Consider the following 23,537-nt stretch of genomic DNA (forward strand, 5'->3'; position numbering starts at 1 on the left):
GGTAACGCCTGGCAAGCTGGGCGACCAGCTTCTTCACGTGTTCGGGGCCGGCAGCCAGGCCTTAGAAAAATCAAACCAGCCACGTGTGTTCAGGCTAATCCCGTTCACCCCCGGCGGGGCGCTGATCTGATACTGATAGTTAAACAGCGGCGTCAGTACCGCATTTTCCATCAGGTGGCTGAATATTGACTGAAGACCTGCGTGACGAGTGTGCTCATTGACCTGTGTTTGTACCGAATCGAGTGTCGCCTGAAGGTGGGCAAATTGTGGTGCGCTTAACAGATGCGGCCACAGCGTATCGCAACGTAACCACTGCTCTAGCGTATATCCCGGCGCCTCACCGATCAGTCTGTCGCCCATCATCAGGTCGGCTTCGGCAAAATAGCTACAGCCATCCCAGGTTTTAGCATCGTGAAAAATGACCTTCAGCGTGCAGCCATGCTTTGCCAGGTACTGTTTCAACTGTTCAGCCATCGTATGCAACTCGACTGGCAGATGATAAATCAGAGTTAGTGTTTCGGGTAAAACGACGTTTTCGAGTGATGACCATTCGGGAATCGTCCACCCGGGCAGCAATTCGTGAGCCGGAGTGATCAGGTTTTCATCCAAGGGTAGCGTGTGCAGAAGGGTCGTATGATGGATGATATTGATTAACCGCCGCGCCTGAAGTTGACTCAAACGCGGGCTCTGTTTCAGCGTGAGATAGCAAAAGCCCAGGCTCGTGCTGCTGCTGACCAGGCGCAGATTGGCCAGTTCATCAGGTTCGCCGATGGCGATTTGCACCGGATGGCGACAGCTGGTGCCTAAATCCTGCTCGAACAGTTGCGGCGTTATCCAGAATTCAATCGCTTTGAGCAGCGGATGGCTGAGGTGATATTGCTCATGGCTCTCGAGGCGCACCAAATCCGGCTCAAACACCGTGAGACGAAACGGACCGCTGCCGATCAAGGGAAGATCGGGATGCACCAGACGACTGCAATAGCTTGCCAGACGATGCGCCAGCCAATAATCCGGTTGATGCAACACAAAGGTCAGACACTGAGGATGCGTCACTTCAACGTGAAGCACGCTATTAAACAGGCGTCGTAGCGCGGGAATGGCAAACAGTGCTGTCAGGCTCGATTGCAGTTGCGCTGTTTCGACCTTATCGCCGTTATGCCAGTGCAGCGTCGAGCGGATATAAAAATGCCAGCGCAATCCATCGGCAGACACCTCCCAGTGATGGGCTAAATCGCCAACGGGTTCGCGGCTGTCGCCGTCGAATCTGGTCAGCCCGGAGAACACCTGGCCGACCAGATGCTGCTCAGCGCGCCCCGGTAAAAAGCCGGAATGGAGCGGGTCGAGCGAGCGGTAGTAGGGGATGCGCAGCGTCGGCGTGTCGTTCTGCCACTGCCCGCCGAGGAAAGGATGCAGTAACGCGCGCAGTTCCGGGGCATCCAGTTGCGCCAGCTCTAAGGCGTCATGCTGTAGCCCACACGTCAGCGCCTGCTCCATCATCTCATTGCGCAGGCTGTCGGGTGTGACGTGAAAGGTCAGGGTGCCGCGTTTGCCGCGCCCGGACTGGGCCTGCCAGCTCAGCCAGCCGGCCTCCTGAGCCTGGCGCAGCAGTGTTCGCACGTGCCGTTCGCTGCAAAAGCAACGCGTCGCCAGTTCGGCCACAGTAATTTGCTGTGGCTCACCGGCGGAAGGCTGCCAGAGACGTTGAAATTGATTCAGTCTGTTAAGTTGACGCATCGTCGCGGCCCTGGTGGTAAAAAGTTAATGCCAGTGGTACGTCTGACAGTGTTGACGCAGCAGATCCAGCAAACGGCGTGCCGTAAATGTCAGCGGCGATTTTTGCGAATACAGCACGTGATATTCCGCCTGCGGCAGGCTGTCGATATTCAGCATACACAGCTGGTCCTGCAAGCCGAACGGGGCCTGCATCGCGCGCGCCACGATGGTCAGATAGTCAGACTTTAGCACCAGACTCAGCCCGGAGATCATTGAATCCGTGCGCAGGGGCGTTTGCGCCAACGGCGGCAGAAGTTCATTCACCGCTAGCTGCTGGTAATACCCCATATCGGTTTCTGGCAGCACCCAACGTGCATGCTGCAACGCGTCGAAGGTTGTCGCCTCTGCCAGCGGATGTCCTTTGCGGGCGATAATGCCGAACGAGGCATTGAACAGCGGCTCGCGCACCAGGTCGTCCAGCGGGAACCCTGGCCCGGCGGTACCGACGGCGAAATCCAACCGTCCCTCGCGCAGCGCCGGTAACAGCATCGACAGCTGTCCCTCTTTCACCAACAGCGTGGACTGGGGAAACTGCGCTTTGAAGGCGTCGTTGAGCGCCGGGAAAACCGTTACCGCGAGGAGTGAGGAGAACCCCATCGCCACCGCTCCTTGCGAGAACTGGTCGATCTGACGGATCTCATCGGCGGCCCGTTCCAGCTCCTCCAGAATAAATTGCATCCGCTGGGAAAATGCCCGCCCGGTTTCCGTTAGGGTCATCCCCTGGTTTCCGCGCACGATGAGGCGGGTCTCCAGCGTTTGCTCCAGTTCGCGCAACGTTCTGCTGACTGCGGGCTGAGATTGACCTAACGCCCGTGCCGCCCCGCGAATACTGCCGCTGCGGATAACCTGCTGAAACACCTTCAGTTGCTGCAACTTTGGCAAATAACGCAACGCCAGCCCCTATCAGTAAAAAGTATCACCTGTACAAAAATTGTATCTTATGGCGGGGTGGTAAAGCTGCTAACGTCGATGCAGATAAAACATAAAACGTTGTTGTTCAGTCTGTTATGTGATGCGTGTCGCATTTTACCTTCACCTGTCGATAACCCTCCGGCGAGGTGATAACAAAAGAGATATCGGCTGTGAAGAATCGTTTTCTGATGATTTTCCTGCTCTTTGTCGGCTATGTGGTGGTGTATCTCGACAAAACGGTGATGGGCTTTGCTCTGCTGCCCATCGAACGAGAGTTTGACCTTCGTCCCGAGCAACTAGGTTACATTACCGGGATTTTCTTCCTCGCCTATTCACTGTTTCAGATTCCAGCGGGCTGGCTGAACGATCGGTTTGGCTACAAAAAAGTGCTGAGTATGTCGCTGTGTCTGCTCGGCGGCTTCGCTCTCTGCTTTGGTATGCTGGGTTTCGGTCTGGGGCTGCTGGTCACGTTCCGCTTTTTATCCGGCGTCGGTCATTCCGGCTATCCGTGTTCCTGCGCCAAAGCCGTTGTCTCTAATTTCCCTCTTGAAAAGCGCACCTTTGCTCAATCCATATTGCTCTCATCGGCTGGCCTGGCCATGACCGCCGGTCCGCTCGTTGCCGTGTATAGCCTGAATTCGCTGGGCTGGCGCGGCTCTTTTTCGATTCTCGGTCTGCTGGCCTTCGCAATTGCCGTCGCGATTATGCTGTGGGTGCCGAATCCGGCGCCCGTGAAAGCGCGGGCCGGAGCTGTCACTGGTTATCGCACGTTGCTGAAAAACCCGATTGTGGTCCTGCTGTTCATCTCGATTTTTTGCATCAACATTCCGTCCTACGGCCTGATGGCGTGGCTGCCGAAGTATCTGGTGCAGCAGCGCGGCATGACGCTGGATATTTCCGGTTTGGTTGTCGCGGCGGGAGGACTGGGGATCTGGATTTCATCGCTGGCGACCGGCTGGCTGGTGGGGCGCTATATGCAGGGCAAAGAGCCGAAAGTGATTTTTTGCTGCGCGTTGCTCAGCGCGCTCTGCATCTGGCTGGTTTACGGTTCTGCCTCGGCGCTTACCGCCGGGTTGTTCCTGTTCCTCGGCTACGTATTCCTGATGGCTGCCTTCGTCACCGTTTTCACCTTACCGATGAAACGACTGCCGCCAGAGGTAATGGGCGCGGCGATGGGGATCATTAATACCGGTGGGACGCTGGGCGGATTTGTCGCCCCGATTGTGATGGGGTATCTGATCACTGTCAGCCACGGCTACCTGTCGACGTTTGTTTTTCTGGCGCTGGCAATGGTGATTGCCGGGCTTGCCATGCTGCCGCTGGCGCTGAAAACGCGCCAGGCATTAACTGAGGAGAAGTATGATGGCGTTTAATTTTGAAACGATGCTGGCTGAAGTGAAAGACGATGTTTTACGCTGGCGCAGACACATTCATGCTCATCCTGAACTCTCATTTCAGGAGCATAAAACGGCGGATTATATTGCCGACGCGCTGGCCGGTTTTGGCGGCCTGACGTTGACGCGACTGACACCCAATAGCGTAATTGCCGATTTGAAAGGGGCCTATGAAGGGCCGTGCTACGCGTTGCGGGCTGATATCGACGCGCTACCCATCCAGGAAGAAAACGACGAAGCGTTTTGCTCGACGGTACCGGGCGTGATGCACGCCTGCGGCCATGACGCTCATGCCGCGATGTTGCTCGGCGCGGCAAAAGTGCTGACGCAGTGTCAGTCGATGCTGCACGGTTCGGTGCGCTTTATCTTCCAGCATGCTGAAGAGGTGCCGCCCGGTGGTGCCCAGGAGCTGGTTGATCTGGGCGTTCTCGACGGCGTGGAGAAAATCTTCGGGCTGCATGTGATGCCGAATTTCCCAACCGGCGAAGTGGTGCTGAAAGAGGGCGTGTTTTGCGCTTCCACGGATAACTTCGATATCACCATTGAAGGCAAAGGCGGACATGGCTCGATGCCGCATCTCTGCATCGATCCGGTGACGATCGGTGCAGAAGTGGTGATGGCCCTGCAAAACGTGGTGTCACGCCGTACCGATCCGCTTCAGGTACCGGTACTGACCATCGCCACTTTCCAGAGCGGAGAGAGCTATAACGTGATCCCGGAGCGCGTCAAACTCGCAGGAACGCTACGAACTCACCACGACAGTGTGCGCCAGCAGGTGCCGCAGCAGATGGAGCAGATCATCGCCGGGATCACCGCCGCGCACGGCGCACGCTTTACTCTGAGCTGGACGCGAGGCTACGCCAGTGGCAACAACCATCCCGATGCCTGTGTTATTGCACGCAAAGTGGTCAGCGATGCGCTGGGAGAGCAGGCATTACACGAGATGACTTATCCGCTGTTTGGTGGCGAAGATTTTTCGTCATACCAGCAAAAAGTGCCCGGCTGCTTCGTGTTTATTGGCAGCGGCAATCAGCAAATTGGCGCAACTTACGGTGTACATAATCCGCGATTCCGCCTGGATGAAGCGGCGCTCCAGATCGGCGTCAAACTCCATGTCGGTTTTATTCAACATCTGCTGCTCAATCAGGCCTGATTTTACTGCCTCAAGACGCTGCCCCGGCAGCGTTTTTTTATAAACCCGGAACAATAATCCTCATCTATTCACTATTACTTCCGTATATTGCGGGCAATACTGATACCCAGATTAACCCCATTACTTTTACGGAGTCATCATGGCGCGGCTTGCAGCATTTGATATGGACGGCACGCTCTTAATGCCGGATCACCGCTTAGGAGACAAAACCCTGAGTGCGCTGAAGCGGCTGCATGAGCGTGATATCACCCTGACGTTTGCCACCGGTCGCCATGTGCTTGAGATGCGCCACCTGCTGGGCAAACTGTCGATGGACGCGTTTTTGATCACCGGCAACGGGACGCGCATCCATTCCGTCGAAGGCGATGTTTTACACCGTCAGGATCTGAACCCGGAAGTCGCGGATCTGGTACTGCACAGCACCTGGGATACCCAGGCCAGCATTCATGTCTTCAACGATACCGGCTGGCTGACGGGCGAAGAGATCCCGGAACTGCTGAAAGCGCATGTCTACAGCGGCTTTCGTTACCAGCTCACCGACTTGCGCCGTATTCCTGCGCATTCGGTGACCAAGATCTGTTTCTGCGGCGATCACGACGATCTGTGTCGTCTGCGCATTCAGCTTAACGAGGTATTAGGCGACCGTGCGCATCTCACGTTCTCTGCTGTGGAGTGCCTGGAGGTGCTGCCGGTCGGGTGTAACAAAGGTTCTGCGCTGGCGGTACTGAGCGACCACCTCGGGTTAACGATGCAAGATTGTATGGCATTTGGCGATGCCATGAACGACCGCGAGATGCTCGGTAGCGTGGGTCGCGGTGTGATTATGGGAAATGCGATGCCGCAGCTGAAGGCTGAGCTGTCGCATCTCCCGGTTATCGGACATTGCCGTAACGAAGCGGTGTCCCATTTTTTGACTCATTGGCTGGATAAACCAAACCTCCCGTATTCCCCCGAATAGTGAGACCCTTCCAGCAAGCCAGACGTCGATGTTTATCGGTCTGGCTTTTTTTATTTTGTCATCTGTGCAATCTGCGCTTTCCACGGCTCAATCTCGCCAATATTGGCTTTGACCCATTCCGCGTTGTAATAGGTATCAAGATAACGCTCGCCGCTGTCACACAGCAACGTGACGATAGAACCGCACCGGCCCTCTTCGCGCATCCGCACCGCCAGCTGTAACGCACCCCACATATTGGTGCCCGTTGATGCGCCCACTTTGCGGCCCAGCTGCGTTTCCAGCCAGTGTGCCGTGGCGACGCTGGCCGCATCTGGCACGCGCAGCATCTCATCGACCACATCAGGAATGAAAGACGGCTCCACGCGCGGGCGCCCGATACCTTCGATTTTGCTGCCCACCGGGCTGCGCAGGCTGGCGTCACGGTTTTGCCAGTAGTCGAGGAATACCGAGTTCTGCGGGTCAACCACCATCAATTTTGTGTCATAACCCTGACAACGAATGTAGCGGCCAATGGTGGCTGACGTTCCGCCAGTTCCCGCGCTCATGACGATGTACGACGGCTCCGGGTGAGGTTCGTTGTTCATCTGACGGAAAATACTGTCGGCGATATTATTATTCCCGCGCCAGTCGGTCGCGCGTTCGGCGAAGGTAAACTGGTCCATATAATGGCCGTTCAGCTCGCGGGCGAGCATTTCTGAGGCGGCGTAGATTTCGCAGGCGCTTTCAACAAAATGACAGCGTCCGCCGTAAAATTCGATCTGCTCAATTTTGCGTTTGGCGGTGCAGGAAGGCATCACAGCGATAAACGGCAGGCCAAGCAGACGGGCGAAATAAGCCTCGGACACGGCGGTTGAACCGGACGAGGATTCAATAATGGTGGTGCCTTCTTTGATCCAGCCGTTGCATAACCCGTACAGGAACAGGGAGCGCGCCAGACGGTGCTTCAGGCTGCCGGTCGGATGGGTGCTTTCATCTTTCAGGTACAGCTGAATGCCGGGAAAACCCGGCAAAGCCAGGCGGATGAGGTGCGTGTCCGCCGAGCGCTGATAGTCGGCATTAATTTCGCTGATCGCGTGTTTGACCCAGGTGCTATTCATCGTGTCTGTCCGTTTGTCATTTTGTGCCTAGCATAGCGAAAAGCACAGAAAAAATTGTTGCTATCTGGCCTTTAAAATAGAATATCAGGAGAAAATTATTCTCTGCGAGGTGGGGTATGTTAGATAAAATTGACCGTAAGCTGCTCTCCTTACTGCAAAAGGACTGCACCCTCTCTTTGCAGGCACTCGCCGATGCCGTTAATCTGACCACCACGCCGTGCTGGAAACGCCTTAAAAGACTCGAAGACGACGGTGTTTTGCTCGGGCGCGTGGCGCTACTGGATCCCGAAAAACTGGGGCTTGGACTGACCGCCTTTGTTCTGATAAAAACGCAGCACCACAGCAGCGACTGGTACTGCCGGTTTGTCACCGAGGTTTCCGATATGCCCGAAGTGCTCGGCTTCTGGCGCATGGCAGGCGAATACGACTATCTGATGCGCGTCCAGGTGGCGGACATGAAACGCTACGACGACTTCTACAAGCGGCTGGTGAACAGCGTTCCCGGCTTGTCAGATGTGACCTCAAGCTTCGCCATGGAACAGATTAAATACACCACAGCGTTACCCATTGAATAACTCAGAACAATACCTTCAGGAATTTACCGCGTGCGATTATTTGCTCAACTAAGCTGGTACTTTCGCCGGGAGTGGCGACGCTATCTCGGCGCCGTGGCCCTGCTTATTATCATTGCCATTCTCCAGTTGATCCCGCCGAAAGTGGTGGGCTATGTGGTGGACGGCGTCACGGAACAACATTACACCACCGCACGGGTGATGATGTGGGTAGGCACGCTGGTCCTGACCGCGGTGATTGTTTACCTGCTGCGCTACGTCTGGCGCGTGCTGCTGTTTGGAGCGTCCTATCAACTCGCCGTCGAACTACGCGAAGATTTTTACCGCCAGCTCAGCCGCCAGCATCCTGAATTCTACCTGCGCCACCGCACGGGCGATCTGATTGCGCGTGCCACCAACGACGTGGATCGCGTGGTGTTTGCCGCCGGGGAAGGGGTGCTTACGCTGGTCGATTCACTGGTGATGGGCTGCGCGGTACTGATCGTGATGTCGACGCAGATCAGCTGGCAGCTTACGCTCCTGGCGCTACTGCCGATGCCGCTCATGGCGCTGGCGATCAACCGTTTCGGTGAGCAACTGCACGAGCGCTTCAAACTGGCGCAGGCGGCATTCTCCTCTTTGAACGATAGAACCCAGGAGAGCATGACCAGTATTCGGATGATCAAAGCCTTTGGCCTGGAAGATCGCCAGTCGGCCCAGTTTGCCGCCGACGCCGCCGATACGGGGGCGAAAAACCTGCGCGTGGCGCGTATTGATGCGCGTTTTGACCCGACGATTTATATCGCTATTGGCACTGCCAACCTGTTGGCCATTGGCGGTGGCAGCTGGATGGTGGTCAACGGTTCCATGACGCTCGGCCAGTTGACCAGTTTTGCTATGTACCTCGGACTAATGATTTGGCCGATGCTGGCCCTGGCCTGGATGTTTAACATCGTCGAGCGCGGCAGTGCTGCGTACAGCCGTATTCGCGCAATGCTGGCCGAAGCGCCGGTGGTCAACGATGGGACAGAAACGGTGCCGGAAGGACGCGGTGTGCTGAAGGTGGCCATTGCTGAATTCTCCTATCCACAAACTGAACGCCCGACGCTCGAAAACGTCAACTTTGAGCTGCGTCCAGGTCAGATGCTCGGTATTTGTGGCCCGACAGGCGCGGGCAAAAGCACCATTCTGTCGCTGATTCAGCGTCACTTTGATGTCACCAAAGGCGACATCCGTTTTCATGATATTCCGCTGACCCGCTTACAGCTTGATGCCTGGCGCAGCCGCCTGGCCGTCGTCAGCCAGACGCCGTTTTTGTTCTCCGATACGATCGCCAATAACATCGCGCTGGGCCATCCGACAGCCACGCAGGAAGAGATCGAGCATGTAGCGCGTCTGGCCAGCGTTCATGACGATATTCTGCGTCTGCCGCAGGGCTACGCCACCGAAGTGGGCGAGCGCGGGGTGATGCTCTCGGGGGGACAGAAACAGCGTATTTCGATTGCGCGTGCACTGCTGCTGAATGCCGAAATCCTGATCCTCGACGATGCGCTCTCTGCCGTCGACGGGCGCACAGAGCATCAGATTCTGCACAATCTGCGTCAGTGGGGCGAGGGGCGCACGGTCATTATCAGCGCTCATCGTCTGTCGGCGTTGACGGAAGCCAATGAAATCTTGGTGATGCAGCACGGGCATGTTGCTCAGCGCGGGCATCACGAAAATCTGGCGGAACAGTCGGGGTGGTATCGCGACATGTATCGCTATCAACAGCTGGAGGCGGCACTGGATGACGCGCCAGACCTGAACGAGGAGGCCACTCATGCGTAAGTTTACTCAGCTGTGGCCGACGCTGAAACGCCTGCTGGCCTATGGTTCGCCGTGGCGAAAACCGCTCTCTATTGCGGTCGTGATGCTGTGGGTGGCGGCGATTGCGGAAGTGAGCGGCCCGCTGCTGATCAGCTATTTTATCGACAACATGGTCGCTAAAAGCTATCTGCCGCTGGGGCTGGTTGCCGGATTGGGGGCTGCCTATATCGGATTGCAGCTGTTGGCAGCCTCTCTGCACTACGCGCAGTCGCTACTGTTTAATCAGGCGGCGGTCGGCGTGGTGCAGCAGTTACGTACCGATGTGATGGATGCGGCGCTGCGACAGCCGCTCAGCGAGTTTGATACCCAGCCGGTCGGCCAGGTTATTTCCCGTGTGACTAACGATACTGAAGTGATCCGCGACCTGTACGTGACCGTTGTCGCTACGGTGCTGCGCAGTGCCGCGCTGGTCGGCGCGATGCTGGTGGCGATGTTCAGTCTCGACTGGCGCATGGCGCTGGTGGCAATCACTATTTTCCCGGCGGTGATGATCGTGATGATCATATATCAGCGCTACAGTACGCCGATTGTGCGCCGGGTACGCGCCTATCTGGCGGATATCAACGACGGCTTTAACGAAGTCATCAACGGCATGAGCGTCATCCAGCAGTTCCGCCAGCAGGCGCGGTTTGGTGAACGCATGGGCGAGGCGAGCCGTTCGCACTATATGGCGCGCATGCAAACCCTGCGTCTGGACGGATTCCTGCTGCGTCCGCTGTTGAGCCTGTTTTCAGCGCTGGTGCTGTGCGGTCTGCTGATGCTGTTTGGCTTCGGTTCTGGCGGCACGATGGAAGTGGGTGTGTTGTACGCGTTTATCAGCTACCTCGGGCGTCTTAACGAGCCGCTGATCGAACTCACGACCCAGCAGTCGATGCTGCAACAGGCGGTGGTCGCCGGTGAGCGTGTGTTCGAGCTGATGGACAGGCCGCGCCAGACCTACGGCGACGATGAGCGTGAACTGCAAAGCGGGGCGATTGCTATCGATAACGTCTCCTTTGCCTATCGCGAAGATCGCCTGGTTCTGCAGGATATTAATCTTGATATCCCGTCACGCAGTTTTGTCGCCCTGGTAGGACACACGGGCAGTGGTAAAAGTACGCTTGCCAGCCTGCTGATGGGCTACTACCCGCTGACGAAAGGCGAAATCCGTCTTGATGGTCGCCCGCTCTCAACGCTGAGCCACGGCGCGCTGCGTAAAGGGATTGCGATGGTGCAGCAGGACCCGGTGGTGATGGCCGACTCCTTCTTTGCCAACGTCGCGCTGGGCCGTCCGTTCAGCGAAGCACAAGTTTGGGACGTGTTAGAGAAAGTCCAGCTTGCAGAACTGGCGCGTGAAATGAGCGATGGGATTTACACCAAACTCGGTGAGCAGGGGAATAATCTCTCGGTTGGGCAGAAGCAACTGCTGGCGCTGGCGCGGGTGCTTATCGAAACGCCGCAGGTGCTGATCCTCGATGAAGCGACCGCCAGCATTGACTCCGGCACGGAACAAGCCATCCAGCAAGCGCTGGCCGAAGTGCGCGAGCACACGACGCTGGTGGTGATTGCGCATCGTCTCTCGACAATTGTTGAGGCCGATACCATTCTGGTCCTGCATCGTGGGCAGGCCGTTGAACGCGGCACCCACCGTGAGCTGCTGGAAGCAAAAGGGCGCTACTGGCAAATGTATCAGCTGCAGCTGGCGGGTGAAGAGCTTGCCGCCTGCACGCGCGAAGAGGAGTCCCTTAGCGCCTGATGCACCAAAAATAAGCACGGCGCTAACAGGGATTTCTGTTGGTGCAAAAATGAAACGCACCCTGCACTGTCATGGTGCGTTTTTTTTATCCATTTCTTCTCAATCGCCATTTTTTGCCTTTCCCGCCTGATTTCTTCGCGTTTTCAAACTCTGGCACACCGCTTGCAATAACTCATGTGTAAACGCTGAGGCCATTATCGAATTCTGACGGGAGAGGAACTATGAAGCTGGTTACGGTTGTCATCAAACCATTCAAACTGGAAGACGTGCGTGAAGCGCTCTCTTCAATGGGGATTCAGGGACTGACGGTTACCGAAGTGAAAGGCTTTGGGCGTCAGAAAGGCCACGCGGAGCTTTATCGTGGCGCCGAATACAGCGTCAACTTCCTGCCTAAGGTGAAGATTGATGTGGCTATTGCAGACGACCAACTCGACGAAGTGATCGACGTCGTGAGCAAAGCGGCTTACACCGGAAAAATTGGCGACGGCAAAATTTTCGTTGCCGAATTGCAGCGCGTCATTCGCATCCGTACGGGCGAATCTGACGAAGCGGCACTGTAAGTAACTCCTGGCACACAGTGATAGGGATCGAGAAAATGAACAAATTAACAATCAAAACAGCTCTGGGGTCTCTGGCACTGCTGCCGGGCCTGGTGATGGCGGCTCCTGCGGTAGCCGACAAGGCAGATAACGCCTTCATGATGATCTGCACCGCGCTGGTGCTGTTCATGACAATTCCGGGCATCGCGCTGTTTTACGGCGGTCTGATTCGCGGTAAAAACGTGTTGTCCATGCTGACGCAGGTCGCGGTGACATTCGCGCTGGTGTGCGTTCTGTGGGTGGTATACGGCTACTCGCTGGCCTTCGGTGAAGGTAACGCCTTCTTCGGCAACTTTAACTGGGTCATGCTCAAAAATATTCAGCTGACCGCCTTGATGGGCAGCTTCTATCAGTACATCCACGTTGCGTTCCAGGGCTCGTTCGCCTGTATCACCGTCGGCCTGATTGTCGGTGCGCTGGCGGAACGTATTCGCTTCTCCGCCGTACTGATCTTCGTGGTGGTGTGGTTGACGCTCTCCTATGTGCCGATTGCGCACATGGTCTGGGGCGGCGGTCTGCTGGCATCTCATGGTGCGCTGGACTTCGCGGGCGGTACCGTGGTGCACATTAACGCCGCTGTTGCCGGGCTGGTTGGGGCATACCTGATTGGCAAACGCGTGGGCTTCGGTAAAGAAGCATTCAAACCACACAACCTGCCGATGGTCTTCACTGGCACGGCAATCCTGTACTTTGGCTGGTTCGGCTTCAACGCCGGTTCCGCCAGTGCCGCTAACGAAATCGCAGCCCTGGCATTTGTGAACACCGTGGTCGCTACCGCGGGTGCGATTCTGTCGTGGGTGTTTGGCGAGTGGGTCGTTCGTGGCAAACCGTCCCTTCTGGGTGCCTGTTCCGGTGCGATTGCGGGCCTGGTTGGCATCACCCCAGCGTGTGGTTATGTCGGTGTGGGCGGTGCGCTGCTGATTGGTCTGGTCTCTGGTCTGGCGGGTCTGTGGGGTGTGACGGCGCTGAAACGTATTCTGCGCGTTGATGACCCTTGCGATGTGTTCGGTGTACACGGCGTGTGCGGTATCGTTGGCTGCATCATGACCGGTATCTTTGCGGCTACCTCGCTGGGCGGTGTGGGCTACGCAGAAGGCGTGACTATGGGCCATCAGCTGCTGGTTCAGCTGGAAAGTATCGGCCTCACCATCGTCTGGTCGGGTGTGGTGGCCTTTATCGGCTATAAACTGGCGGACATGACTGTTGGTCTGCGCGTACCGGAAGAGCAGGAGCGCGAAGGCCTGGACGTGAACAGCCACGGCGAGAATGCGTATAACGCCTGATTAAATTGAGTATTTGCTGTAGCAAAAAGCCTCCCAATGGGAGGCTTTGTTTTTCTCCCTCTCCCTGTGGGAGAGGGTTGGGGTGAGGGCACCAGACCGCACGAACTCGACCGCACAAATCACCCCCGATTGCGCATCACCCCTTCCTGCACAGTCGACGCCACCAGTACGCCATCCTGAGTATAAAACTCGCCACGCACAAACCCGCGCGCGCTAGACGCAGAGGTGCTTTCAACGCTGTACAGCAGCCACTCGTTCATATCGAACGGGCGGTGGAACCACATGGAATGGTCAATGGTCGCGACCTGCATCCCTTTTTCGAGGAACCCCACACCGTGCGGCTGCAATGCCACCGGCAGGAAGTTGAAATCAGACGCATAGCCCAGCAGATACTGATGAACACGAAGATCTTGCGGCATCGTGCCGTTAGCACGCATCCACACCTGGCGTTTTGGCTCGGCGACGTGACCCTTCATCGGGTTATGGAACTCGACCGGGCGGATCTCCAGCGGTTTATCGCAGAGGAATTTATCTTTCACCTGCGGCGGCAACAGATGCGCCAGCGCGCGGGCGATATCCGTTTCGGATTTCAGCTCGTCAGGTGCCGGTGCGGGCGGCATCGTTTTTTGATGCTCATACCCGGTTTCCGGGGCCTGGAACGAAGCCGTCATATAAAAAATCGGCTTGCCGTTCTGAATGGCCGCGACGCGACGAGCGCTAAAACTGTTGCCATCGCGTAGCACTTCGACGTCATAGATAATCGGTTTCGCGCTGTCGCCAGGACGCAAAAAATAGCTGTGAAACGAATGCACCAGACGGTCTGCGGGCACGGTCTCTTTGGCGGCATACAGCGCCTGGCCGACCACCTGACCGCCGAAAACCTGGCGCAGGCCGAGGTCTTCACTCTGTCCGCGAAAGAGTCCTTCTTCAATTTTTTCCAGATTCAGTAATGTCAGCAGATTGTTCAGCGCTTGACTCATAGTCGTCCTCAATAAAACACCACAGCGAAAGATAGGTTGATTATACCCAAAATAATTCGAGTTGCAGGAAGGCGGCAAGCGAGAGAATCCCCAGGAGCTTACTCAAGTAAGTGACTGGGGTGAACGAACGCAGCCAACGCACATGCAACTTGAATTATGACGGGTATATAACGGAAAAAGGAAAGTGGTCCGAGAGGTGCAATAATCTGAATAATCGGCTGAAACCAGGCATATATAAGTGATTTGTGCCACACTTAGTTACGTTACGTTTTTGTTAACGACCCGCTGGTGGGATCGATCCCGCTGGTGCATTGATGATAAGGAGAACTCAATGAAACTCGTGCACATGTTAAGTGGTTTAGCGGTAGCGGTTGCTCTGTCTGCTTGTGCAGATAAAAGTGCTGATATTCAGACGCCAGCGCCAAACCCAAATGCCGCCGGGGCGACGACGCAGCCAACCATGCAGCAGCCTAATGTTTCCGGTACGGTGTGGATTCGCCAGAAAGTAGCGCTGCCGCCGGATGCGGTATTAACGGTTACTCTGTCCGATGCTTCTCTGGCCGATGCGCCGTCAAAAGTGCTGTCGCAGAAAGCGGTTCGTACAGAAGGCAAACAGGCGCCGTTCAGCTTCGTGCTGCCGTTTAATCCGGCAGACATTCAGCCTAAAGCGCGAATCTTGCTGAGTGCGGCAATTACCGTGAATGACAAACTGGTGTTTATCACCGATACGGTACAACCGGTGATTAATGAGGGCGGGACCAAAGCCGACCTGACGCTGGTTCCGGTTCAGCAGACTGCCGTACCGATGCAGCAGGGTGGTGGTGCTGCGACGACGGTTCCGTCAACGTCGCCAACGCAGGTGAGCCCGTCTTCTGCGGTTCCAGCTCCGACCAAATACTAAGCACGACCTTTGCCCTCTCCTCACCGGGGAGGGCTAATAATCCCACCGATACTTTTGCATATCAATCTTGCCCTTACCCGATACCTGCACGCCTTCAGACAGCAATGCCTGGCGCTGGCGTTGTAAATCCGGGCCAGTAAGGGAAATTTCACCGTGACGATTCACCACCCGGTACCAGGGCAGCGTGCTGCCTTCCGGGAGACGTTTCAGTACGCCGCCAACCTGACGCGCTGCACGCGGGGAGCCAGCAAGGCGCGCCACATCGCCGTAGGTCGTGACATAACCTTCCGGAATCGAGGCAATAATCTGCCACACCCGCTGGGGAAAAGAGTCGTGTTCATCCACGGATAAACTCCTGCTGAAGAGTGCGCAAAGAACCCGTGCGGGAACATGCGCGAAAGTGGCTGGTCTAAGTAAGACAGGCATAATACCTGATTATTTTCGCGGTTTGCGCAATAAACCAGCATCCGGTCATGGTTAACTTGCAATTGCGATCCTGTGCAGTGATAATGCGGCAGCGCGTTGGGTAACAGCCAACGCTCTCAATGGGGGCTCTGTTGGTTCTCCCGCAACACTACTCTGTTTACCAGGTCAGATCCGGAAGGAAGCAGCCAAGGCAGATGACGTGTGTGCCGGGATGTAGCTGGCAGGGCCCCCACCCATTTGTGCTTCCCAAACTTTTCACCACCTTGCTCAACGCCATCTACTCGCTTCTCTTTAGCATTATATCCATGAATATAAAGTGGATATGTAATATATCGTTCATTGTACTGAAATAATATTGTCATAAACCTGTAATAATAGACTGGCAAATTAATGTCGGGGTGTTTTTATTCGTTCATAAGCAAAAAATATATAAGTGGATTGCACTGGTAACTTCGTGTATTAAATAAATAACTTATTCCGAAGGGAAGTAACAAACATGGGCACTGCCGTATTAAACGTTAAAATTGATGAAGCGCTAAAAGAAAGACTTCGCCATTATGCTGAAGTGAATAACGAGAATCTAAGCGTGACTACGGAAAAACTGCTGTTGCTGGCGTTTGAAGCAGCAGAAGAGGCGGGAGTATCGGAAGAGGATATCGATAATCAACATACGGAAGAAGAGAGTGTAACTCCATTTACTCCTAAAGAAATCAAGGCACTACGCAAAATTCTGAAGAAGAGAAAATGAAACAACAACTGTCTACTGCCAACGACTACAAAGAGGCCTGCGACCTGCTTCGTTCAGGCTATGTGAAACATGTACGTCTTGGCTGGAATGTAGGAAGTGATGAGTTCTTTCGCATTGCGTCTGACTGGTGTGATACGGGCGCAAAAATAAAGAAAGAAGGAGAAAATTTTGTTATTTCTCTGAAGGGCTTTCCGATTCCTCCTCAACATTGATGACAAACCTGTGAAAACTGCTGACTGCACCTCTGCAGCCAGCAGTTTTTATTTCTCACCCGGTTATATAACGCCGCGTTTTAAAAAACTGTCGCTTTTATTCAATGTGGTCCATAAGGGTTTAATTCGCAGCAGCGCATTTTCAAGCTCTGCCGAATCCATTGAGAAAGGCATTCGCAGGTAGCGATCAAAAGCCCCCGAAAGGCCAAATCGCGTTCCGGTTCCCAGATGAATCCCCAGCGTCTCCGCTCGTGCGCCAAACTGCGTGGCCACCATGCCCGGCAGTTCCACCCAATACGACAGCCCCCCTTCTGGCTCGTGAAAACGCCAGTCGGGAAAATGCTCGCGCATTAATGCGCTGCAACGATTGCGGCGTTCCGTCAACATCTGGCGTCGTGCCGGGAGAAAAGAGGCGGAATTTTCAATTAACCACAGCGTCGCCAGCTGTTCCAGTAACGGTGAGCCGAGATCGAGGGTATCGCGCGTTTGGGCAAGCGTGGCAATGGTGCGCGACGACGCGCGAATCCATCCCAGTCTCAAGCCCCCCCAAAAACTTTTACCCGCTGAACCGAGCGTAATGACGTTTGCCTGCGGATTAAATGCGGCAAGCGGCGGCGGGGGAGGTGCATCAAACCACAGATCCACCATCGTTTCATCAACGACCAGCGTGGTACGGGTTTGCGCAGCAATTGCAGTCATTTTCTTGCGGGTCGCGACATCCATGCAACGCCCGGTAGGGTTATGGAAATCCGGCATTAGATACGCCAGACGCGGCGCGGTTTGCGCCAGTGTTGCTGCAAAGCCGTCGGTATCCCAGCCCGATTCCGGGAGCGCCACGCCGACGGGGCGGCAAGACGCACCCTGTATCGCCGCAATCGCCAGCGGATAGGTTGGATGATCCACCACCACCCGATCGCCTGGGCCGGTGAGCATCCGCAGCACCAGCGCAAAACCGCTGACGGCCCCGTTGACCACCATGATTTCGTCCGCCCGCGTCGGCAATCCGCGTGAGCAATAGCGCTCGGCAAGGATTTCTCGCAGTGCTGGCAAACCTAACTGATCGTATCCCGTTTGCGAAAGATGCTGAGTCATGGCGGTGAGCGCGTGGGTGTATGCCTGATGGATTTCAGGACCGGCACTGAGCGCGGCGGTCGAGAGATCCAGCGCCACGCTCGCCGCCGCTCGCGTTGGAACGGCATGACTGTCCGGGAGAATGACGCGTGAACCGCTGCCGTGGCGACTTTCCAGATAGCCCGCATCGCGCAGATGCGCCAGCGCGCTACCGATTGTCGTGCGACTCACTGTAAGCGCCGTAGCCAGTTCACGTTCGCCGGGTAGACGCGTATCAAGAGCCAACCGCCCATCGAGGATCAGCAGGCGCAGCGCGTCGGCCAACTGACGCCATAGCGGAGTGCGGGAAGAAGGCTGTTGCCAGTGGCCAAGCAGGCGCACCAAAGACTGACTACCAAAGCGACGAGATGACATGTGCAGTCCACTATTTGAAAACTGGACATTAATCATAAAGCCATTTTCAGCCAGGATGAAAGCATAACCTGCTGGAGAAAAATAATGCTGCGTCGCTTACTGCAACTTTACGTCGGACTGAGCTTTTACGGGCTTTCTACTGCCATGTTCGTCCGTGCCGATCTCGGTGCCGATCCGTGGAACGTGTTTCACCTGGGCGTTGCCAGACTGCTGGCAATGGATATCGGCACGGTGATGATTTTAACCGGTGCGCTGGTTCTGCTGTTCTGGATCCCGCTGCGCCAGCGTCCGGGGCTTGGGACCATCAGCAACGTGCTTGTCATTGGCCTGGCCGCCGATGCCGCACTGTCGTTGCTGCCTGAAATGAGCTCGCTGGTAGCCCGAAGCGTATTGCTAATCTCCGCCGTGGTGGTGAATGCTCTGGCAACCGGAATGTACATCGGCGCAGGGTTTGGCTCCGGCCCGCGCGATGGCCTGATGACCGGAATAAACGCGCGCACCGGTTGGTCGGTACGCAGCGTGCGCACCGCGATTGAAGTCACAGTCTTGCTGATTGGCTGCGTGCTCGGCGGCACCTTCGGGGTCGGAACGGTGCTGTACGCACTGACTATTGGGCCGCTGATTCAGATCTGCCTGCCGTGGTTTCGTCACAAGCCGCAGGTGACGGTTGCGCCGCAGCCGGAGCAAATTGTTTAATTTGCGAAGCGCTCACATGCTTTAACAAGCGGCCTGTGCCAGAATACCGGCAACTCCCGCTGCGATGTTGAAATATGAAAGCCATCACTCTGTATGACGTTGCCCGCCTGGCGGGCGTTTCCTATCAGACCGTTTCTCGCGTGATTAACGATGCAGAACACGTCTCCGCGCGCACCCGTGACAAGGTGCAGCAGGCGATGAGTGAACTGCATTACGTACCCAATCGCGGGGCGCAGCAGCTCGCCGGGAAACGCACCCGCACGCTGGGGTTGATCACCACCGATCTGGCACTGCATGCGCCGTCGCAAATCGCCTCTGCGGTCAAATCCCGCGCGGGCGAGTGTGGCGCAAGCGTGTTGATCTCGATGGTGGAACATCCCGAACGTTGCCAGGCAGCACTTCAGGAACTGCTGGCCCAGCGCGTGGAAGGGTTGCTGGTTAACGTACCGCTCGACGATCGGGATGCCGAAAAAATACGCCAGCTGGCCGCGCCGGTGCCGGTGCTGTTTTTTGATGTTTCCCCTGAAGCAAAAGTACATCGCCTGGCCTTTGATGCGCAGCAGGGCGCGACGCTGGGCGCGGAGCATTTGCTGTCGCTTGGGCATCGAAAAATTGCCTTGCTCAGCGGGCCAGAAAGTTCCGTTTCATCACGCGCGCGTCTCGCGGGATGGCAAGCGAGGCTGGCGCAGGACAATATTATTCCTTGTGCGATTGCTCACGGCGACTGGAGCGCGGCGTCCGGGTATGAGAAAGGCCATCAGTTGCTGGCGGGGAACGCGTTACCCGATGCCATTCTGGTGGCGAACGATCAGATGGCGCTGGGTGTGATGCGCGCCTGCGCCGAAAAAGGCGTGGCCGTACCTGGGCAGATTTCGATTGTGGGATTTGATGACACCGCCGATAGCGCATGGTTTTCTCCGCCGCTGACCACCGTTCGCCAGGCGTTTCGCGAGGCCGGAGAGCGCAGCGTCGAGTGGCTCCTTTCTGAATCAGCGGACGGTCTCTGGCAGGTGCAGCTTCCGGTCACGCTGGTGGAGCGTCACTCCAGCGCGCGCCACGCCCCGCAGCAGGCCGATCGTGAAGCGCTGGCGCAGCAGCTGAAATCTCTGGCGCAGATGGCCGAGCAGCTGGCGCGGCAATAATCCTTTTGTGATCGGCCTCGCTTTGCGGGGTTCCGATCCTTTACCGGATCATATCACCAGGGCATTGTGATTAAAATTGTGAGCGCTTCGCAACGAGGTCTATATGTCTGCTTTATCCCTGCCATCTCTCAAATCTGTTTTAGCTCGCCGTGACTGGGAAAACCCCGGCGTCACGCAGTGGCATCGTCTGCCTGCTCATGCGCCGTTTCGCAGCTGGCGCGATGAAGTTCAGGCGCGTGATGAGGAAAACCCTTCTTATAAACGGTCGCTGAACGGTGACTGGCAGTTCAGCTTTTTCACTGCCCCTGAAGACGTTCCTGACGAATGGATCACGGAAGATACGGTGAATGCAATCGCCACGCCGGTGCCATCTAACTGGCAGATGCAGGGCTTTGATACGCCGATTTATACCAATGTCACTTATCCGATTATCGTCAATCCTCCCTTTGTGCCAACTGAGAACCCCACGGGTTGTTACTCGCTCACATTTGAGGTGGATGAGCAGTGGCTGGAGAGTGGACAAACGCGCATCGTTTTTGACGGGGTGAACTCGGCGTTTTATCTCTGGTGTAACGGCGAGTGGGTGGGGTACTCCCAGGACAGCCGACTGCCTGCCGAGTTCGATCTCACCGCTATGTTGAAGCCGGGCAGCAACCGTCTGGCGGTGATGGTGCTGCGCTGGTGTGACGGAAGCTATCTGGAAGATCAGGATATGTGGCGCATGAGCGGTATTTTCCGCGACGTGTCGTTGCAGCATAAACCGCAAACTCACATCGCTGATTATCACCACGTCACCGAGCTGAATGCCGATTACGATCGCGCAAAATTGCAGGTAGAAGTCGCGCTTGGCGGAGAAAAATTTGCCGACTGCGAAGTCGCGCTGACACTCTGGCAGGGCGACGATTCGATTGCCACAACCTCCGCCCGCCCCGGCTCTGCGGTTGTTGATGAACGCGGCAACTGGGTTGAACGATTAAGTGTTTCTATTCCCGTTGAAAAACCGGCGCTGTGGAGTGCCGAAGTTCCCGCGCTGTACCGCTTAACGATCGCACTGCGCGACGGACAGGGGAACTTGCTGGAAGTGGAGGCCTGCGATGTCGGCTTCCGCCGCGTGGAAATCAGTAACGGCCTGCTGAAGGTTAATGGTCAGCCGCTGTTGATCCGAGGGGTGAATCGCCACGAGCATCATCCTGAAAACGGCCAGGTGATGGATGAAGCCACCCTGCGCCGCGACATCGAACTGATGAAACAGCACAACTTTAACGCCGTGCGCTGTTCGCACTACCCTAACCATCCGCTGTGGTACACACTTTGCGACCGCTACGGCCTGTACGTAGTGGATGAAGCGAACATCGAAACCCACGGCATGGTGCCGATGAGCCGTCTGGCGGACGACCCGCGCTGGCTACCGGCCATGAGCGAGCGCGTGACGCGCATGGTGCAGCGCGACCGCAATCATCCGTCGATCATTATCTGGTCGCTGGGCAACGAGTCCGGTCACGGCGCGAATCACGATGCCCTGTATCGCTGGATAAAAACCACCGACCCGACGCGTCCCGTTCAATACGAAGGTGGCGGGGCAAACACCGCCGCGACGGATATCGTCTGCCCGATGTACGCCCGTGTCGATCAGGATCAGCCGTTCCCGGCGGTACCCAAATGGTCGATTAAGAAATGGATCGGCATGCCGGACGAGACACGCCCGCTGATTCTGTGCGAGTACGCCCACGCGATGGGCAACAGCTTTGGCGGGTTTTCCAAATACTGGCAGGCGTTCCGTAGCCATCCGCGTCTGCAGGGCGGATTCGTCTGGGACTGGGTGGATCAGGCGCTGACCAAAAAAGATGACAACGGCCAGACATTCTGGGCCTACGGCGGTGATTTTGGTGATAAGCCTAATGACCGTCAGTTTTGCCTGAACGGACTGGTGTTCCCGGATCGTACCCCGCATCCGGCTTTGTTTGAGGCCCAGCGTGCACAGCAATTTTTCACCTTCACCCAGGTGAGCACTTCGCCGCTGGTGGTGGAAGTACATAGCGATTACCTGTTCCGTCAGACCGACAACGAATCCCTGTGCTGGAATATCATGCGCGACGGCGAGGCGCTGGCGAGTGGCGAGGTCGTGCTGTCGATTGCACCGCAGGGCACGCAGCGTATTGAGATTGCCCTGCCGGAAATCACCCCCGCAGAGGGAGAAGTCTGGCTGAATCTTGACGTTTTCCAGACGGCGGCAACAAGCTGGTCGCCAGCCCGTCATCGCTGCGCCTGGGATCAATTCCCTCTGCCCGCGCCGCTGTATATTGCACCGCCTGTCATCGGAAAGGTCAAACCGGAGCTGACGGTCAAAGATGACGCGCTGGAAATCACCCATCAGGGACAGCGCTGGCAGTTTGATCGCACTAGCGGGGATCTCGCCCAGTGGTGGAATAACGGCACAGCAACGCTTCGCTCGCCGCTTGTCGACAACTTTACCCGCGCGCCGCTGGATAATGATATTGGCGTCAGCGAAGCGACGCGCATCGATCCGAATGCCTGGGTAGAACGCTGGAAAGCGGCGGGCATGTACAATCTGACGCCGCGCCTGTTGCAATGCGAGGCGGAACAGCGCTCGCATGAAGTGGCAATTTTCACCCTGCACGCCTGGGAGTTCAACGGCAACGTGCTGTTCCTGAGTCGGAAAATCTGGACGGTAGACAGCAGCGGTGTATTGCACGGCGATGTGCAAATTCAGGTGGCGGGCGATATCCCGGAACCGGCGCGTATCGGTTTGAGCTGCCAGCTGGCAGACGCACCGCAGTCCGCAAGCTGGCTGGGCCTCGGGCCAGAGGAAAACTATCCGGACAGAAAACTGGCCGCACGTCAGGGGCGCTGGACGCTGCCGCTCGACGCGCTGCATACGCCGTACATCTTCCCGACGGAAAATGGCCTGCGCTGCAATACGCGCGAACTGGCATTTGGCGATCATCAGTTGCGAGGTCAGTTCCACTTCTCGCTCAGCCGCTACAGCCAGCAGCAGCTGCGTGAGACGACTCATCACCATTTACTGGAAGCGGAGCCGGGCTGTTGGCTGAACATCGATGCGTTCCATATGGGCGTGGGCGGCGATGACTCCTGGAGCCCGAGCGTGTCGGCGGAGTTTATCCTGGCGCACAGGGAACTGCGTTACGCGTTTAGCTGGCGACAGGACTAAACTTAACCTCGTTATATGCGGCCACACGGGTGGTCGCATTATCACTTCGGAGGTTTGACTCATGAAGTATGTCGATGGTTTTGTGGTCGCTGTTCCTGCGGAAAATAAGGAGGCTTACCGCGCGATGGCAGCAAAAGCGGCCCCGTTGTTCAAAGAGTTTGGTGCGATACGGATCGTGGAGTGCTGGGCCGACGATGTGCCCGATGGAAAGCTGACCGATTTTCGCATGGCGGTAAAAGCCGAAGAGGGCGAAGAGGTGGTCTTTAGCTGGATTGAATATCCGTCGAAAGCCGTTCGCGATGAGGCGAATAAAAAGCTGATGTCCGACCCGCGTATGAAAGAGTTCGGCGAGTCGATGCCTTTTGACGGCAAACGGATGATCTACGGTGGATTTGCGCCGCTGCTGGACGAGTAATCGCAGCGCCCGGCGAGACTG

21 protein-coding genes and 1 other RNA gene are annotated in these 23,537 nt (G+C 56.4%); 16 read left to right on the top strand and 6 right to left on the bottom strand.

Annotated features, from left to right (window positions below):
• Positions 1-33: 33 nt before the first annotated feature.
• Complete coding sequence (locus JBO43_RS12675) at positions 34-1,734, bottom strand: SgrR family transcriptional regulator (RefSeq protein ID WP_202674448.1); 1,701 nt, start codon at positions 1,732-1,734, stop codon at positions 34-36.
• Between the two features lie 24 nt (positions 1,735-1,758).
• Positions 1,759-2,664, bottom strand: coding sequence for a LysR substrate-binding domain-containing protein (locus tag JBO43_RS12680; RefSeq protein ID WP_095281010.1), 906 nt, complete (start codon positions 2,662-2,664; stop codon positions 1,759-1,761).
• Between the two features lie 191 nt (positions 2,665-2,855).
• Here JBO43_RS12680 and JBO43_RS12685 point away from each other — a divergent pair, with 191 nt between their 5' ends.
• From JBO43_RS12685 to cof, 3 genes are all read left to right on the top strand, one after another.
• Positions 2,856-4,058 carry an MFS transporter gene (locus JBO43_RS12685; RefSeq protein ID WP_202674449.1) on the top strand — a complete coding sequence of 401 codons (1,203 nt, stop codon included), beginning with the start codon at positions 2,856-2,858 and terminating at the stop codon, positions 4,056-4,058.
• Positions 4,048-5,232 carry an amidohydrolase gene (locus tag JBO43_RS12690; RefSeq protein WP_202674464.1) on the top strand — a complete coding sequence of 395 codons (1,185 nt, stop codon included), beginning with the start codon at positions 4,048-4,050 and terminating at the stop codon, positions 5,230-5,232. The genes JBO43_RS12685 and JBO43_RS12690 overlap by 11 nt, the downstream gene beginning before the upstream one ends.
• 139 nt (positions 5,233-5,371) lie before the next feature.
• Positions 5,372-6,190 carry an HMP-PP phosphatase gene (cof, locus tag JBO43_RS12695; protein WP_095281013.1) on the top strand — a complete coding sequence of 273 codons (819 nt, stop codon included), beginning with the start codon at positions 5,372-5,374 and terminating at the stop codon, positions 6,188-6,190.
• A gap of 50 nt (positions 6,191-6,240) precedes the next feature.
• Here the strand turns inward: cof and JBO43_RS12700 are convergent, their stop codons facing one another.
• Entirely contained in the window at positions 6,241-7,287 is a 1,047-nt protein-coding gene (locus tag JBO43_RS12700; protein WP_095281014.1) for a PLP-dependent cysteine synthase family protein, read from the bottom strand.
• 116 nt (positions 7,288-7,403) lie between these two features.
• On the opposite strand from JBO43_RS12700, the gene JBO43_RS12705 reads away from it, so the two are divergent.
• The 5 genes from JBO43_RS12705 to amtB all read left to right on the top strand — a co-directional run bounded on the left by JBO43_RS12705 (position 7,404) and on the right by amtB (position 13,321).
• Entirely contained in the window at positions 7,404-7,862 is a 459-nt protein-coding gene (locus JBO43_RS12705; RefSeq protein ID WP_102104285.1) for an Lrp/AsnC family transcriptional regulator, read from the top strand.
• 30 nt (positions 7,863-7,892) lie between these two features.
• Positions 7,893-9,665 (top strand): SmdA family multidrug ABC transporter permease/ATP-binding protein, encoded by a 1,773-nt coding sequence (locus tag JBO43_RS12710; RefSeq protein WP_103950124.1) that lies wholly within the window; start codon positions 7,893-7,895, stop codon positions 9,663-9,665.
• On the top strand, positions 9,658-11,439 hold the full coding sequence (locus JBO43_RS12715; protein ID WP_202674450.1) for a SmdB family multidrug efflux ABC transporter permease/ATP-binding protein: 1,782 nt from the start codon (positions 9,658-9,660) through the stop codon (positions 11,437-11,439). The genes JBO43_RS12710 and JBO43_RS12715 overlap by 8 nt, the downstream gene beginning before the upstream one ends.
• Before the next feature lie 221 nt (positions 11,440-11,660).
• Complete coding sequence (gene glnK, locus JBO43_RS12720) at positions 11,661-11,999, top strand: P-II family nitrogen regulator (RefSeq protein ID WP_006809867.1); 339 nt, start codon at positions 11,661-11,663, stop codon at positions 11,997-11,999.
• 35 nt (positions 12,000-12,034) lie between these two features.
• Positions 12,035-13,321: an ammonium transporter AmtB gene (gene amtB / locus JBO43_RS12725; RefSeq protein ID WP_095281017.1), complete on the top strand. Its 1,287-nt coding sequence runs from the start codon at positions 12,035-12,037 to the stop codon at positions 13,319-13,321.
• Positions 13,322-13,440: 119 nt separating this feature from the next.
• Here the strand turns inward: amtB and tesB are convergent, their stop codons facing one another.
• Positions 13,441-14,301 carry an acyl-CoA thioesterase II gene (tesB, locus tag JBO43_RS12730; protein ID WP_095281018.1) on the bottom strand — a complete coding sequence of 287 codons (861 nt, stop codon included), beginning with the start codon at positions 14,299-14,301 and terminating at the stop codon, positions 13,441-13,443.
• A 331-nt stretch (positions 14,302-14,632) separates the two neighbouring features.
• Here tesB and JBO43_RS12735 point away from each other — a divergent pair, with 331 nt between their 5' ends.
• Positions 14,633-15,202, top strand: a complete 570-nt coding sequence (locus JBO43_RS12735) for a YbaY family lipoprotein (protein WP_095281019.1) — start codon at positions 14,633-14,635, stop codon at positions 15,200-15,202.
• Positions 15,203-15,235: 33 nt separating this feature from the next.
• On the opposite strand, the gene JBO43_RS12740 is transcribed toward JBO43_RS12735, so the two are convergent.
• Entirely contained in the window at positions 15,236-15,547 is a 312-nt protein-coding gene (locus tag JBO43_RS12740; RefSeq protein ID WP_095281020.1) for an MGMT family protein, read from the bottom strand.
• Positions 15,548-15,757: 210 nt separating this feature from the next.
• Between JBO43_RS12740 and ffs the strand changes: the two genes are divergently transcribed.
• The 3 genes from ffs to JBO43_RS12755 all read left to right on the top strand — a co-directional run bounded on the left by ffs (position 15,758) and on the right by JBO43_RS12755 (position 16,588).
• Positions 15,758-15,854, top strand: an RNA gene (gene ffs / locus JBO43_RS12745) — signal recognition particle sRNA small type.
• Between the two features lie 270 nt (positions 15,855-16,124).
• Positions 16,125-16,376 carry a hypothetical protein gene (locus tag JBO43_RS12750; RefSeq protein WP_095281021.1) on the top strand — a complete coding sequence of 84 codons (252 nt, stop codon included), beginning with the start codon at positions 16,125-16,127 and terminating at the stop codon, positions 16,374-16,376.
• Entirely contained in the window at positions 16,373-16,588 is a 216-nt protein-coding gene (locus JBO43_RS12755) for a hypothetical protein (RefSeq protein WP_014069144.1), read from the top strand. The genes JBO43_RS12750 and JBO43_RS12755 overlap by 4 nt, the downstream gene beginning before the upstream one ends.
• Positions 16,589-16,651: 63 nt before the next feature.
• Here JBO43_RS12755 and yczR read toward each other — a convergent pair whose 3' ends face one another.
• A complete protein-coding gene (gene yczR, locus JBO43_RS12760; RefSeq protein WP_202674451.1) occupies positions 16,652-18,073 on the bottom strand; it encodes a MocR-like transcription factor YczR in 1,422 nt (473 codons plus the stop codon).
• An 84-nt stretch (positions 18,074-18,157) separates the two neighbouring features.
• Here yczR and yczE point away from each other — a divergent pair, with 84 nt between their 5' ends.
• The 4 genes from yczE (at position 18,158) to JBO43_RS12780 (ending at position 23,516) form a co-directional block, all read left to right on the top strand.
• Complete coding sequence (yczE, locus tag JBO43_RS12765; protein ID WP_202674452.1) at positions 18,158-18,769, top strand: membrane protein YczE; 612 nt, start codon at positions 18,158-18,160, stop codon at positions 18,767-18,769.
• Between the two features lie 74 nt (positions 18,770-18,843).
• Positions 18,844-19,911 carry a LacI family DNA-binding transcriptional regulator gene (locus JBO43_RS12770; RefSeq protein WP_202674453.1) on the top strand — a complete coding sequence of 356 codons (1,068 nt, stop codon included), beginning with the start codon at positions 18,844-18,846 and terminating at the stop codon, positions 19,909-19,911.
• Between the two features lie 103 nt (positions 19,912-20,014).
• Positions 20,015-23,101: a beta-galactosidase gene (locus JBO43_RS12775; protein ID WP_202674454.1), complete on the top strand. Its 3,087-nt coding sequence runs from the start codon at positions 20,015-20,017 to the stop codon at positions 23,099-23,101.
• A gap of 61 nt (positions 23,102-23,162) precedes the next feature.
• The gene (locus JBO43_RS12780; RefSeq protein WP_095281025.1) at positions 23,163-23,516 is read left to right on the top strand and encodes a DUF1428 domain-containing protein; all 354 of its coding nucleotides are present in this window, start codon (positions 23,163-23,165) and stop codon (positions 23,514-23,516) included.
• Positions 23,517-23,537 lie beyond the last annotated feature (21 nt).

This window comes from Lelliottia jeotgali (assembly GCF_016771845.1).
Taxonomy (GTDB): Bacteria; Pseudomonadota; Gammaproteobacteria; order Enterobacterales; family Enterobacteriaceae; genus Enterobacter; species Enterobacter jeotgali.